The sequence below is a fragment of the Devosia oryzisoli genome (genome assembly GCF_014837245.1).
In the GTDB taxonomy this organism is placed as follows: Bacteria; Pseudomonadota; Alphaproteobacteria; order Rhizobiales; family Devosiaceae; genus Devosia; species Devosia oryzisoli.
In genome coordinates, this window is record NZ_JACYFU010000002.1 from 745,368 (window position 1) to 758,993 (window position 13,626).

The following is a 13,626-nucleotide window of genomic DNA, read 5'->3' on the forward strand; positions in this document are numbered from 1 at the left end:
GCGCGTCGGTTCGAGCGCAGTCGGTGACCTCATCGTCCCCTCGCCCCTTAGGGGAGAAGGCCAGGGTGAGGGGTTCTTCACGACCGGAAATCGCAGGTGCCTCCTCATGACAACCCGCGCCTGGCTCCTGGCCGATAGTCCCACCTCGCGCTGGCAGGCCAGTGCCGGCCGGACCTATCGCGTGTTCACCCAACTCCTGCGCAATCCGCTCTCGGTGCTGGGCGGCGTCATTATCCTCGTCCTGCTGCTGACGGCGGCCCTAGCTCCCTGGATCGCGCCCTATTCGGCCACGGGGCAGGATCTCGCCAACCGGCTGATGCCGCCGTCGGCCGCCCATTGGATGGGGACGGACGAGCTTGGGCGCGACATCTTCAGCCGCGTCATCTGGGGCTCGCAGATCACCCTGACCATCGTGCTGCTGGTGGCGCTGATCTCGGCACCGCTGGGGCTCATCATCGGCGCGGTGGCCGGCTATTTCGGCGGCTGGGTCGACAAGATCCTGATGGGCATCACCGACATCTTCCTCTCGCTGCCCAAGCTAATCCTGGCGCTGGCCTTCGTCGCTGCCCTCGGCCCCGGCATCAACAACGCCGTCATCGCCATCGCCATCACCTCGTGGCCGGCCTATGCCCGCATCGCCCGCGCCGAAACACTGACCATCCGCAACGCCGAATACATCCAAGCCGTGCAGCTGGCCGGCGGCGGCCCGATCCGCCTCATCGTGCGCCACATCCTGCCGCTCTGCACCTCGTCCATGATCATCCGCGTCACGCTCGACATGGCCGGCGTCATCCTGACCGCGGCGGGCTTGGGATTCATCGGCCTTGGCGCGCAGCCGCCGCTGCCCGAATGGGGGGCAATGATTTCGCGCGGCCGCACCTTCATCCTCGACCAGTGGTGGGTCGCCACCATGCCCGGCTTTGCCATCATCATCGTCTCGCTCGGCTTCTGCTTCCTCGGCGATGGCTTGCGCGACGTGCTCGACCCCAAGAGCGAGGGAAAGTCGTGACCCCGCTTCTCGCCGTCGAAGACCTTCGCGTCTCCTTCCCCACCCACTCGGGCCGGGTCGAGGTGGTCAAGGGCATTTCCTTCACTCTCGGGCGGGAGCGTCTGGGCATCGTCGGCGAATCGGGCTCGGGCAAATCCATGACCGGGCGCTCGATCCTGAAGCTGATCCGCAAGCCGGGCCTCGTCACCGCCGACCGTATGGAGTTCGACGGCATCGACCTCACCGCCCTGTCCGAGCACCAGATGCGCGCCATTCGCGGCGCCCGCATTTCCATGGTGATGCAGGACCCCAAATTCTCGCTCAATCCGGTGATGACCGTGGGTGAGCAGATCGCCGAGGCGCTGCTGACGCACCAGAAACTGGCGCGCAAGGATGTGCACCAGCGCGTCATTGCCATGCTCGAGGCCGTGCGCATCAACGATCCCGAACGCGTCGCCAAACTCTATCCGCACGAGGTCTCGGGCGGCATGGGCCAACGCGTCATGATCGCCATGATGCTTATCCCGGAACCGGAACTGCTGATCGCCGACGAACCCACTTCGGCCCTCGACGTCTCGGTGCAGGCGCAGGTGCTCGACATCATCGACGAGCTGGTGCGCAACAAGGGCATGGGCCTCATTCTCATCAGCCACGATTTGGCGCTGGTGAGCCGGTATTGCGACCGCATCCTCGTCATGAACGCCGGCACTATCGTCGAGGAATGCGCGGCGGGCGAGCTCGCAAACGCGCAGCACCCCTATACGCGCGGGCTTCTTGCCGCCATGCCCACCATCGACGAAGCCCGCGAGGAACTGCCCGTGCTCGACCGAACGCAGTGGGCCGGCACATGAATGCGCTGACCCTTGAAAACCTCGACATCTCCTATGGCGACACCCAGGTGGTGCACGGCGTGAACCTCTCCATTGCGGAAGGCGAAAGCTTCGCGCTGGTGGGCGAAAGTGGCTCGGGCAAATCCACGATCTTGCGCGCCATTGCCGGTCTTGCGCCCGATTGGGAGGGCGAGATCACGGTGATGGGCGAAAAGCGCAGCCATCGCGTCGAGCGCTCGGTGTCGCGCCAGGTGCAGATGGTGTTTCAGGATCCCTATGGCTCGCTGCATCCGCGCAAGACCATCGACGCGGCGCTCTCCGAACCCCTGGCCATCCACGGCATCGCCAATCGCGGCGAGAGGGTAGAGGCGATGCTGACCGCCGTCGGACTCGACCGGCGGTTCCGTTTCCGCTATCCGCACCAGCTTTCGGGCGGCCAGCGGCAGCGCGTCGCCATTGCGCGGGCGCTGATGCTCGAGCCCAAGGTGATGCTGCTCGACGAACCCACCTCGGCGCTCGACGTGTCGGTGCAGGCCGAAATCCTCAACCTGCTCAAGCGCCTGCGGCGTGAGCAGGGACTGACCTTTCTGCTCGTCACCCACAATCTGCCGATCGTCAGTTTCCTCTGCGATCGCCTTGCCGTCATGCGCCACGGCCGCATCGTTGAAATCGCCGATGTCGCCCAGCTCAAGGCGGGGCAGCTGGTCGAGCCCTATTCGCGCGAACTGCTCGCCGCGACGGAAGGAACATAGCTCCGACGCCCTCGATCTCCTCCCTCCCCCTTGCGGGGAGGGCCGGGGGGGGGCCCGCAACCACGATCTCCCGCGTGGCGCACCCCCTCCCATCCTCCCCCGTCAAGGGGGAGGTGCCGTGCCGGTGTCGATCTTCACTCTCTCTAAAAACACCACAAAGGACACCCCATGACCGATCATACCCCTGCCCTCGCCGCGTTCGACGCCGCCATCTCCAAGGCCAAGACCGCCGAAGCCGCGTTCACCGCCTTGCAGGATCTGGCGCGCGCCGTCGTCGGGGCCAAGCTCTTCACCGTCATGCTGGTGGACATGGAGGCCGAGCTGTCGCGCCGCGCTTATACCAGTGATCCGGTGAGCTACCCCACTTCCGGTACCAAGCCGCTCAATTACGGTCCCTGGTTCGACATCGTGCATGGCAAGCGCGAGTTCTTCGTCGCCAACACCATCGAAGACATCGCCAAGGTGCTGTTCGACCACGAGCTCATCAACGAGCTCGGCTGCCAGTCGGTGGTCAATGTCCCGCTCATCCTCAAGGACGAACTTGTGGGCTGCATGAACCTGCTCGACGTGGCGCATCATTATACGCCCGAGCGCCTGCAGTTGATCCGTGATGTTCTGGTCATCCCGGCAAAGCTGGCAGTCCTGGCTGCCCGCGAATAGTTGACGGCAAAAAAGGACCCCGGCCTGTGTGCATGGGCCGGGGTCATAACTCTGCATGGGAGTTTTGGAGGTGCAGGAGGCAAATCCTACACTCATCCAACGGGCCCGAAGGCAACAGGTTGCAGCCAAGTTAACATTGCATTTTACCGATCGATCAAACCCGCGTGATCGGACGCTGTGTCTTTGCCCGGTCCGGCTGCGGGAAGGCCGGCTGCCCTCCCCTGTGGCCGCCATCCGCCTCACGCCCCGGCGTTGGCTTCGTCCGCCAGCTGCCCCAGCTTGACCTGGGTGAGCAGGCTCAATTCGTCATAGACGTTCCACTCGTCGACGATCTTGCCATCCTTCCAATGGTAATGGCTCATGCCCATGACCTGGACGCGCTTGCCGGTCGGGTCGCCCAGCGTGGCGAGAATGCCATAGCCGAGGTGGTGGCCTTCCATGATCCAGCGCACCGCAACCTTGGTGCCGCCCTCTTCGCAGGGGTTGGACGCCACGTGCTGGATTTCGAAGGACGCGTCGGGCAACGACCCGATCAGCCCCAGATGCTGGTGGATGATGGCGGCGTGGCCATAGAGCTCCTTCATCAACGGCCCGTGGTACTGCGCATTGGGGGCATAGTCGCGAGCGATGCGGCCGAACATGCGCTTGGTGAACACCTCGTGCAGCATCTCGATGGTCTGGGCTTCGACGTCGTTGTGCGCGAGCGAGGTATCGGCGCCCTCCGCTGGCGGCGTCTGGCCGAGGAACCTGCGATTTTCGCCGATATCGAGCGAAAGGAGGCCCGCATCGAACTTGGCTTTTGCGGTGCGCATGGCGAAGTGGTGCGGGTCGAGCCCCAATTGCTGGATGATGGCCATGGTGTCGGCGACGACCCATTCGCGATAGATCTTGTTGCGGTGCACCATGCAGTCGGCAATGGTCCGCGACACGAACGGGCGCCCGGTCGGCTGGCCCAGGTGTCCGTATTGCGTGTGGCGGCCCGAGCCAGTCACCAGATGGCTTGTGTAGAAGCCGTCCTGGTCGTTGCCGTTCCAGATTACCTGCGTGCCCATGCCGCGCCGTTCTGGGAACGAGACCAGCCGCTGGATGGTGTCGCGCACCACGTCCTCGCGGTTGTAGATGGTGCCGGTGGTGCCGTAGAGCACACAGTTATGGGTGTAGTGGGTGTAGATCAGCCCGATATCGCGCTCGTCCCAGATCTTGTGGGTGCAGCGGATGATGTAGTCGACGATGTCGGTGTAGATGTCGTCGAACCCCTCCATCGCCTGTGAGCGAGGCCGATTTGTCGGGGCCAGGTCGGGATAGTCGCGGCGTTCCACCTGCAGCACGGATTCTTCCAGGGCGACGGGCGAGGCGCCCTTGGTCTTGGGGTTGCTCGTGGGGTCGCTCATGGTGTCTCCTTGCGCCGTGGACGGCGGTTTCGTGGGTTGCGGTTCCCAGGCCAGCCAGTCGCGCACATGACGCGCCAGCTCGGCCGGATTTTCAAGCGGGGCGAAGTGGCCCGCTTGCGGAATGGTGAAAAAGCGGGCGCCGGGGATGGCGTCAGCCATCTCGCGATGGGCATCGAGGGGACAGACCTGCTCTTCCGCTCCGGCGACCACAAACGTCGGCACGGCTATTGCGTCGAGACGCGGGCGGCTGTCCGACCGGTGGATGGCAATTTCGGCCTGTTCGGCCAGGCGCTGCGGCCCGCAGTCGCGGGCCATCGCCAAGATGGTTCGGCGCAATCTCTCGTCGGCAGCGTGAACCGGCGCGACAAGGGTGGGCCAGCTGTCGAGGACGAAACTGTCTATGTCCCCGGCCTCTGCCTTGCGAACTGCGGCGCGCCGCAGCTTCGCGTTCTCGCGCGGATCGGGCCGCGCCGTCGTATCCACCAGCGCCAGCCGCTCGATGCGCTGGGGCGCCTGCGCAATCATCTCGAGGGCGACGATGCCGCCCAGGGAAAATCCGAGCAGCGCGAACCGGTCCGGCGCCTGTGCCAGGAGCCGCTGCGCCATCTGGGGTGTGGAGCGCGCGCCGGCCAGCGGCACCACCATCGCATCCGGCCAGTCGAGCGCGTCGAGCAGCGGGCCGAACAGCCGCTCGTCGCAGGCCGTGCCCGGAAGCAGCAGCAGCGGCACGCGCGGCGTACCGCGATGCTCTCGCTCCTGATGCGGGTCGATATGGGTGTTCATCTCACCGGGTGGCTTGGCCCCGAAATCAGCCGGGACGGGAACTCGGAAAAAACACTGGCAAATCTTGAATACGTATGCAAGATCGATTTCAGTCGCAGTGATCCCGGCATGCCCGCGGTCTCACGCACCGTCTTCGCACGCTTATCCGGAGCCCAGTCATGAACCAGTCCCCCTTCCCCGGCGTCACCTATGTGAAGGCCCCCGAGCGGTCCTCGGTGAGCGACAACGCGCCGGTCGAGGCTCTGGTGAGCGAAATCATCGCCAATGTCCGCAAGAACGGCGACGCGGCCGTGCGGAAGTATTCCGCCAGGTTCGACAAGGCGGAGCTCGATGCTTTCGAGGTTACGGCCGAGGAGCGGGAAGCGGCGCTGGCAGAGCTGGACCCGCAGACGCGCAAGGACACCGAATTCGCGATTGCCAATGTGCGGCGCTTCGCCGAAGCGCAGCTTGCCACCATTCTCCCCCTCGAGGTCGAGCCGCTGCCCGGCGTCCATATGGGCCACCGCGTCATCCCCATCGAGCGTGTCGGCTGCTACGTTCCCGGTGGCCGCTATCCCCTGCTCTCGGCGCCGATCATGACCATCGTTCCCGCCAAGGTCGCCGGCGTCGACGAGGTCATCGCCTGCCTTCCGCCCAATGCGCACAAGGCGATGATTGCCGGCTGCGCGCTGTCCGGCGCCGACCGCATCTTCCGCATCGGCGGCGCCCAGGCCATCGCCGCTATGGCCTATGGCACCGAGACCGTTCCGGCCGTCAACAAGATCGTCGGCCCGGGCAACGCGTTCGTCAACGAAGCCAAGCGCCAGGTGTTCGGACCGGTCGGCATCGACCAACTCGCCGGCCCCTCGGAAATCTTTGTCGTCGCCGACTCCTCGGGCGATGCCGAGATGATCGCCACCGATCTCCTGGCCCAGGCCGAGCACGATATCCGCACCCGCGTGGGGCTGATCACGACCGACCGGGCGCTGGCCGAAGCAACGCTCACACAGGTCGAAGCGCAGCTCGAAACACTCTCCACCGCCAATACCGCCGGCGAAGCCTGGATCAACTATGGCGAAATCACCGTCTGCGACAGCGAAGAAGCGATGATGGCCTACTCCGATCTCATCGCCGCCGAGCATCTGCAGGTGCATACCGTCGACGCGAAAGCCTTTGCCAAGCGCTTGCGCAATTACGGCTCGCTGTTCATCGGCGAACTGGCCTCGGTGGTCTATTCCGACAAGAATTCGGGCACGAACCATACCCTGCCCACCATGGGCGCGGGCCGCTACACCGGCGGCCTCTGGGTCGGCGCCTATGTCAAGATCGCCACCCACCAGTGGCTCGACGAAGAGGGCGTCAAGCAGGTCGCCTCGCCCGCCGCCCGCCAATCGGCCAGCGAAGGTCTCGAAGGCCACCGCCGCGCCGCGCAGCTGCGTCTGGACCGCATGCAGTCCAAGGCCAACTGAACGCAAAAGGCCCGCGCAAGCGGGCCTTCTTGCATCCTACTTTTTGTTCTCCGTCATTGCCCGGCTTGTCCGGGCAATCCATCTTGCGGGCGCATGGACCACCCGGACAAGCCGGGTGGTGACGGGGCGGAGAGATCGCCATTACTTGATCTCATCTGCCTCAAGCCACGCCTGTTTTAGTTTCTCGATCGTAAACCCCGGAGCCCGGGCCGCCGACAAGATCGGCACTTCCTTGCGCATCACCACGTCGATGGCCCAGGCCATGCGCTGGATATGATCGGCCGGGATTACCACCGCTCCGTGCCGGTCGGCATGGATCAAATCGTCGGGTCGCACGCTCATGCCGAACACCGTCACCGGGCAGTCGAGCTCCGTGACATGCACGAAGGCATGGCTCGGGCCCACCGCCCCGGCGATCACCTGGTAGCCCTCGTCGAGCATGCCTAGATCGCGCAACACCCCGTTGGTGAGCGTCCCGGCAATGCCCAGCCCCTTGTGCTGGGCCACCTGCATCTCGCCCCAGAAGCCGCCGATGACATGGGGCCAATCGGTGTCCTCGATGACCACCACGTTCGGCCCCTCACCCGCCGCGACATACTCGTAATACTTCATGCGCAGCGCCCGCACCTCGGCGGCCGGCTTCTGCGCCGGCGACGACGCGCGGATCTTTGCGGTCCGCGCAAACCCCACCACCGGCGGCAGTCCCGGATCGGCGCAGACCACCGGCGTCTTGGTAAACCCCTCGGCCGTCCGCCCGCCCATGACGTGCTCAAGCGCATTGCATACGGTCGGCGTATCGGCCTTGCGCAGAGCGGCCAGCGTTTCGGGTGAAATCGTGGGCATGTTTCCTCCTTACAACAACAGAGGTCCCCGCTCTTGCGGGGGTGACGCAGTGGACAGGACCTTTCCAGGGCACCGGGTCATCCCGCGAAAGCGGGAACCTCCGTTTACTTCTGGTCCCGTCGCCTAAGCCGCCCGGCTCGCCATCTCCGCGCCCTGGCTCAGCGCTTCGAGCTTGGCCCAGACGATATCGGCATCCACCGCACCGAATCCGGCAAAGGTCGAAAACCCGCAATCGGTCCCGGCAATGACGCGCTCGGCGCCGACGATTTCGACGTAATTCCTGAGCCGCTGCGCGATCAACTCCGGATGCTCGACAAAGTTAGAGGTGGAATCGATCACCCCCGGAATGAGCACGTAATCGTCCGGCAGATCGACGCTTTTCCAGTCGATCCATTCATGCGCGTGGCGCGGATTGGCGCCTTCGAACAGCAATGCCCGCGGCTTGGCCTTCAAGAGCCCCGGCAAAATCTTCTTGAGCGCGATGTCGCAGATATGCGGGCCTTCGTAATTGCCCCAGCACACATGCATGCGCACCTTGGCGCCATCGATATTGCGCAGCGCGTGGTTCATCACCTCGATGTGGCGCCCCGCTTCGCGCAGGAAACCGTCGTCATCGAGGTCCTTGTACATCATGTGCCGCCCGAGACCGAGATCGGGCGCATCGAGCTGCAGGATGAACCCGGCCTCGACGATGCCCTCGTATTCGACCCGCATGCCCTCGGCAACGGCCTCGAGATAGTCGTCCTGGGTGGCATAGAATTCGTTGGGCTGAAACAGTGCGATGACGCCGGGCGTCGCCGAGTTCATGAACCCCTTGGCATAGCCGTTGGCCTTCAGCGCCGCGCCGAAATTCTCGACGTCCTCGCGCAGTGGCTCGAGGCTCTTGACCGCGATCTCGCCCACGCATTTGGGCCGCCGATAGGCCGGCGTGCCGCCGCTCGAGGCCTGACGCTTGAGGAAATTGGGAAACATTTCGAGGTCGGCCGGCGGCTGGCGCGAGCTGTCGCCATCAAAACCCGTCAGTCGGTCCTTGATATAGGTGGCGTAGGAAATCTTGCTCATCTCGCCGTCGGAGGGCAGGTCGACCCCCGCCGCCTGTTGCCGGGCGACGATGTCACCCACGGCCTGCGCAATGATGGCGTTGAAGCCGGCCTCCTCGATGGGAACACCGGCTTCGCGCGCGAACACAAGGTCCGTCACTTGCTTCGACCGCGGCAGCGAGCCGACATGGGTGGTGAGGATCTTGTGCGCCATGGGGTTACTCCGCCGCCTGGGCCGTTGCGAACTGCGGGGCGGCCGGCGCCGCTGCCCCGCGGATGACAAAGGCGATCGCGTCGGCGGATGCCGGATTGCGGAAGCCGTGCATCATCCCGATCGGCACCGTCAGCGTATCGCCGGCACCCATCACAAGCGAGCCGTTGTCCCAGGTGAATTCCAGCGTGCCGGACTGCACAAAGATCACTTCCTGCTCGGCGCGCGCATGCTGAGGCACCACGGCGCCGGTCTCGAGCTTGAGGCGGCGCACGGCAAAGCCGTGTTGCCAGTGTCCGGAAATCGGCCCGGCCTTGAGGCCATCGCCCGCATCGACGTCACCGATCACCGGCGCCTCCTCGACGCCCTCGCCAGCCAGCGGCGAGTTGGGATCGCCCTTCATGTCGGCCGCCTTGATGGCGTATTTCCTGAGCTCGTCCATCGGCGGGGTGGCCAGCTCGGCCATCTTTTCCGCACTTGGCGGCTGCTCGAGTTCGGCGCCTTCGGGCACCTTTTCGCCCAGCGTCGTGTCGATCAGCTTGCCGCCCTTCAGAAGCTTGAGCCCGAAATCCTCGGCCATCTTGAAGACGCTCGGCGCCCAGACGACCTTGCCCGGATCGTCGTGGCCGAGCACCACGGCGAGGAAACCGGTTCCCTCGTCGCGCTTTTCAAAGCCGCGGAACATATGGGTCGGCACCGTCGCCACGTCGCCGGGCTCGACGTCGAGGTAGCCTTCGTCCTTGTTGGCCCCGAACACGAAGCGCCACTTGCCGGTGTGTACCAGGAACGTCTCGGCTGTCAGGTGCGAGTGCTGGGAGTTTGTGCAGCCGAAGGGCTGGCGCGCCGCGCCGAAGTTGAAGCCGTGGGCCTCGGGGATATGAACCACCTGCGCCGGGTTTTCCGACACGCCCGGCCCGATGATCGTGAAGTTTTCCTTGCGGTCCGAGCCAGGAGTGCGGGCATCAATGAAGGCGTTGCGCAGGCCCTTGAGGTCGGCATAGCGCACCAGGCGCTTTTCCATCTCCGCCTGGGTCCAAGTCTTCTGCTGGGTCATGAAAAATCCCCTTTCCACTACACGATAACATTTTTGCATTCGTATGCAATACGGTTTGGCTAGGCAGGTGGCCGTCTTTCCTGGGCCTTAAAGCGGGGCATGGACGGCTACCAGTCGACCAACTGCGTCATACCCGCGAAGGCGGGAACCGCAGTTCAATGGTGGTCGCGCTCCCGCACGACTACGCATGCCATCATCACCGGCTCGATCCCGTCACCCATCCGGGGCGCCGTGGACCACCGGGCCCAGCCCGGTGGTGAAGCAGAGGATAACTGCAGGACTCTCAGTCCACGGAGCAACGATCGCGGGCCGGCGCTATATCGGAGCGCCCAGTTCAGGACAGCCGTCATTACCGGGCTTGTTCCGGCAATCCATCTTGGCCGCCGACCACCTGCCAAGCACACCGGCGAAGCTTATCTCTGCAAGCGGCGCTACCCCTTCGGCTTGAATACGCGCCGACCGTCGATCTCGACCACGCCGCTTTCTGGCACCCGCGCCGAAGTTCGCACCACGAGTTCGCCGCTCAGGATACGATGTTCGGCTTCGATCTCGCCGCTCGAAATCTGCTCCATGAGGATGTCCACGGTGGCGTCCACCATGCGCTTGAGCGGCTGGCTCATCGTGGTGATGCCATAGGATGTCCACCGCGCCGGGCCCACATCGTCATAGCCCACGATGGAGAGGTCCTGCGGGATCGAGAGACCGAACTCGTATCGCGCCACGTCCATCACGGCGACGGCCATGTGGTCGTTGGCGACGAACAGGGCGTCGGGGCGGTCGGGCAGCGCCAGCATCTCCCGCGCTGCTGCTTCCGCGTCGGCCCGGCTGTAGTTGCCGGTGCCGATGGCGATGTCGGTATGGCCGCCCTCGGCAAGAGCCTCGGCAAATCCGGCATAGCGGTCGCGGTTGGTCGACGAGGTTTCAAGGCCGGCGATGTAGCCGAAGCGCCGGTGACCCCCGGCCAGCAGGAATTCGCCGATCCGCCGCCCACCCTCACGGTTGCGCGTGGTGACGCTCGAGACGGCATCGCGCTCGGTGGTGCGGTTGAACAGCACCACCGGGATGCCGGCTGCGGCGCACTCTTCGGAGAGTTCGGACGAGAGCGAGGTCGAGGCGAGGATGATCCCGTCCACCCGGTACTGCATGATCTGGTCGAACACGGGATCGCTATCGCGCGCCATCGACCCAGTGAACAGCAGCAGCCGGTAGTTCTGCGCCGCCAGCTGGCGCCCCAACTCTTCCAGCACATCAGGATAGAAGAGGTTTTCCAGATACGCCATCACCACGGCGATGATGCGCGATTTGTTGGTGATCAGCGAGCGGGCGATGGCGTTGGGGCGATAGCCCAGTTCCTTGGCCGCCGCCAGCACCTTGGCGCGGGTTTTCGGGGCAATGGAGGCGCCGGGCGTAAAGGTGCGCGACACGGCCGATTGCGAGACGCCAGCGCGCCGTGCCACTTCGGACGAGGTCACTCCCGGTCGCTTTATTCCGCTGTCCATCCGCCATCCACCAAGAGCGCCGTGCCGGTCACCAAAGCTGCCGCGTCAGAGGCCAGGAAGACAATCGGCCCCATGATATCCTCGATCCGGCCCAGCCTGCCCAGCTTGATCTTGGACAGCACCCAATCGCGGAACGCCGGGTCGCTCAGGGTTCCTACGGTCAATTCCGTCTCGATGAAGGTAGGGCAGACCGTATTGACCCGAATATTGCTGGCCCCGAGCTCGATGGCCATCGCCTTGGTAAGGCCTTCAACAGCATGTTTGCTGGCGGCATAGACGGCGCGGGCCGGGCCGCCGACATGACCCATCTGGGACGATATGTTGATGATGGCGCCGCCCCGCCCCGCCGCCTGCAGCTTGTCCGCGACGGCTTGCGACACGAACAGCGTCGCGCCGAGGTTGAGCTGCATCACGGCCTGGTAGTCGGGCTCCGTGATACCGGCGAGATCGCTGTGCCGGGCCGTGCCGGCCGAATTGACCAGGATGTCGAAGGGTTCGCTGTCACCGACGAACTCCCGCACGGCGTCGAAGTCGGTGATGTCGATGGCAACGCCACCGGCGGCAAGCCCGGCCGTCGCCATCTCGTTGACCACGCGCTCGATGTCGGCGGCGGTTCTCGCCGCCACCGTCACGCGGGCGCCGGCCTCGGCCAGCGCCACCGACGCGCCCAGCCCGATGCCCCGCGTACCGCCGGTCACCAGGGCGGTCTTGCCATCGAGCCGGAAGGAAGGGGTGCTGGGCAGAGTCATGTCAGTCGACGGCCTCGTTGCGGGGACGTGCCGCCGTACCATAGGGCACGTTGCGACCGCCATAGCGGCGAACGCGAATATTGGCCTGCTCGGCATGGCCGACAAAGCCTTCCAGCATCGAAAGGCGCGAGCCATATTCGCCGATGGTCGCCGACGCCTCGTCCGTGGTGACGGTCTGCCAGGTGCAGGTCTTGAGGAATTTTCCGACCCAGAGGCCGCCGGTATAGCGCGCCGCCTTCATCGTGGGCAGCGTGTGGTTGGTGCCGATCACCTTGTCGCCGTAGGCAACATTGGTGCGCGGCCCCAGGAACAGGGCGCCGAAATTGGTGAGATTGTCCCGGAACCACAGGTCGCGGTCGGTCATCACCTGCACGTGCTCGGAGGCGATACGATCGGCCTCGACGCGCAATTCCTCATGGCTCTCGCACACGATCACCTCGCCATAATCGGCCCAGCTCTTGCGCGCGACATCGGCCGTCGGGAGAATGGCCAGCAGACGGTCGATCTCTGCCATGGTGTCCCGGGCGAGCTTTTCCGAATTGGTGAGCAGGATGGCCGGGCTCGTCGGCCCGTGTTCGGCCTGGCCCAGAAGATCGGTGGCGCAGATTTCGCCATCGACCGTCTCGTCGGCGATCACCAGAGTTTCGGTGGGACCGGCGAAAAGGTCGATACCGACGCGGCCATAGAGCTGCCGCTTCGCTTCTGCCACGAAGGCGTTGCCGGGCCCCACAAGCATGTCGACGGGGTCGATGCTCTCGGTGCCGATCGCCATGGCGCCGATCGCCTGGATGCCGCCCAGCACGTAGATTTCGTCTGCCCCCGCCATGGCCTGCGCCGCGACGATGGCCGGGGCGGGCTTGCCGTGAAACGGTGGCGCGCAGGTTATGACGCGCGGGCAGCCGGCGACCTTGGCCGTCAGCACCGACATGTGCGCCGACGCCAGCAGCGGATATTTGCCACCGGGCACGTAGCATCCCACCGCGTTGATCGGTACGTGCCGGTGACCCAGCGTCACCCCCGGCAGCGTCTCGACCTCGAGGGGCAGCATGGTGTCCTTCTGCTTCTGGGCGAAGTTGCGCACCTGGGTCTGGGCGAACTCAATGTCGCTGAGGTCCTGGTCGGTCAACTCGGCTTTGCAGGCCTCGATTTCCGCCTGCGACAGGCGAAAATCCTTGCGGTCCCAGTTGTCGAATTTCAGCGACAGCTCGCGCACCGCGTCGTCGCCGCGCTTTTCGATATCGGCCAGGATGGTTTCGACCGTCGCCCGCACCTGGCGATCCGCCTCGGCCCGTTCCTCGACATCCTTACCGCGCTTGAGCCAGACTGGCATGGGAGCTCCCCTCGATTACTGAATTGCATACGTATGCAGATATAGTCA

Annotated in this window: 12 protein-coding genes; 5 read left to right on the forward strand and 7 right to left on the reverse strand. The window is 64.9% G+C overall.

The genetic code is table 11. From position 1 onward, the window contains the following. Window positions 1-106 precede the first annotated feature (106 nt). The 4 genes from IC608_RS10215 (at window position 107) to IC608_RS10230 (ending at window position 3,230) form a co-directional block, all read left to right on the forward strand. On the forward strand, window positions 107-1,009 hold the full coding sequence (locus IC608_RS10215; RefSeq protein ID WP_191775042.1) for an ABC transporter permease: 903 nt from the start codon (window positions 107-109) through the stop codon (window positions 1,007-1,009). Next, the gene (locus IC608_RS10220) at window positions 1,006-1,839 is read left to right on the forward strand and encodes an ATP-binding cassette domain-containing protein (protein ID WP_191775044.1); all 834 of its coding nucleotides are present in this window, start codon (window positions 1,006-1,008) and stop codon (window positions 1,837-1,839) included. The genes IC608_RS10215 and IC608_RS10220 overlap by 4 nt, the downstream gene beginning before the upstream one ends. Further along, window positions 1,836-2,570, forward strand: a complete 735-nt coding sequence (locus tag IC608_RS10225) for an ABC transporter ATP-binding protein (RefSeq protein WP_191775045.1) — start codon at window positions 1,836-1,838, stop codon at window positions 2,568-2,570. The genes IC608_RS10220 and IC608_RS10225 overlap by 4 nt, the downstream gene beginning before the upstream one ends. Window positions 2,571-2,738: 168 nt before the next feature. After that, window positions 2,739-3,230, forward strand: coding sequence for a GAF domain-containing protein (locus IC608_RS10230; protein WP_191775047.1), 492 nt, complete (start codon window positions 2,739-2,741; stop codon window positions 3,228-3,230). Between the two features lie 239 nt (window positions 3,231-3,469). Here IC608_RS10230 and IC608_RS18100 read toward each other — a convergent pair whose 3' ends face one another. After that, window positions 3,470-5,404, reverse strand: a complete 1,935-nt coding sequence (locus tag IC608_RS18100) for an alpha/beta fold hydrolase (protein WP_248306279.1) — start codon at window positions 5,402-5,404, stop codon at window positions 3,470-3,472. Between the two features lie 158 nt (window positions 5,405-5,562). Between IC608_RS18100 and hisD (IC608_RS10245) the strand changes: the two genes are divergently transcribed. Then, window positions 5,563-6,852 carry a histidinol dehydrogenase gene (hisD, locus tag IC608_RS10245; RefSeq protein WP_191775049.1) on the forward strand — a complete coding sequence of 430 codons (1,290 nt, stop codon included), beginning with the start codon at window positions 5,563-5,565 and terminating at the stop codon, window positions 6,850-6,852. A gap of 141 nt (window positions 6,853-6,993) precedes the next feature. Here the strand turns inward: hisD (IC608_RS10245) and IC608_RS10250 are convergent, their stop codons facing one another. From IC608_RS10250 to hisD (IC608_RS10275), 6 genes are all read right to left on the reverse strand, one after another. Beyond that, window positions 6,994-7,695, reverse strand: coding sequence for an RraA family protein (locus IC608_RS10250; protein WP_191775050.1), 702 nt, complete (start codon window positions 7,693-7,695; stop codon window positions 6,994-6,996). Between the two features lie 123 nt (window positions 7,696-7,818). After that, window positions 7,819-8,949 (reverse strand): cobalamin-independent methionine synthase II family protein, encoded by a 1,131-nt coding sequence (locus IC608_RS10255; RefSeq protein ID WP_191775051.1) that lies wholly within the window; start codon window positions 8,947-8,949, stop codon window positions 7,819-7,821. 4 nt (window positions 8,950-8,953) lie between these two features. Then, window positions 8,954-10,000, reverse strand: a complete 1,047-nt coding sequence (locus tag IC608_RS10260; RefSeq protein WP_191775052.1) for a cupin domain-containing protein — start codon at window positions 9,998-10,000, stop codon at window positions 8,954-8,956. A 431-nt stretch (window positions 10,001-10,431) separates the two neighbouring features. Then, entirely contained in the window at window positions 10,432-11,472 is a 1,041-nt protein-coding gene (locus IC608_RS10265) for a LacI family DNA-binding transcriptional regulator (RefSeq protein WP_345890876.1), read from the reverse strand. Window positions 11,473-11,483: 11 nt separating this feature from the next. After that, window positions 11,484-12,248 carry an SDR family NAD(P)-dependent oxidoreductase gene (locus IC608_RS10270; RefSeq protein ID WP_191775054.1) on the reverse strand — a complete coding sequence of 255 codons (765 nt, stop codon included), beginning with the start codon at window positions 12,246-12,248 and terminating at the stop codon, window positions 11,484-11,486. 1 nt (window position 12,249) lies between these two features. Next, window positions 12,250-13,578 (reverse strand): histidinol dehydrogenase, encoded by a 1,329-nt coding sequence (gene hisD / locus IC608_RS10275; protein ID WP_191775055.1) that lies wholly within the window; start codon window positions 13,576-13,578, stop codon window positions 12,250-12,252. Window positions 13,579-13,626 lie beyond the last annotated feature (48 nt).

Coding starts and splice junctions, on each gene's coding strand:
- IC608_RS10215 (WP_191775042.1), top strand. CDS start 107: ATGACAACCCGCGCCTGGCTCCTGGCCGATAGTCCCACCTCGCGCTGG.
- IC608_RS10225 (WP_191775045.1), top strand. CDS start 1,836: ATGAATGCGCTGACCCTTGAAAACCTCGACATCTCCTATGGCGACACC.
- IC608_RS10230 (WP_191775047.1), top strand. CDS start 2,739: ATGACCGATCATACCCCTGCCCTCGCCGCGTTCGACGCCGCCATCTCC.
- IC608_RS18100 (WP_248306279.1), bottom strand. CDS start 5,404: ATGAACACCCATATCGACCCGCATCAGGAGCGAGAGCATCGCGGTACG.
- hisD (WP_191775049.1), top strand. CDS start 5,563: ATGAACCAGTCCCCCTTCCCCGGCGTCACCTATGTGAAGGCCCCCGAG.
- IC608_RS10250 (WP_191775050.1), bottom strand. CDS start 7,695: ATGCCCACGATTTCACCCGAAACGCTGGCCGCTCTGCGCAAGGCCGAT.
- IC608_RS10255 (WP_191775051.1), bottom strand. CDS start 8,949: ATGGCGCACAAGATCCTCACCACCCATGTCGGCTCGCTGCCGCGGTCG.
- IC608_RS10260 (WP_191775052.1), bottom strand. CDS start 10,000: ATGACCCAGCAGAAGACTTGGACCCAGGCGGAGATGGAAAAGCGCCTG.
- IC608_RS10270 (WP_191775054.1), bottom strand. CDS start 12,248: ATGACTCTGCCCAGCACCCCTTCCTTCCGGCTCGATGGCAAGACCGCC.
- hisD (WP_191775055.1), bottom strand. CDS start 13,578: ATGCCAGTCTGGCTCAAGCGCGGTAAGGATGTCGAGGAACGGGCCGAG.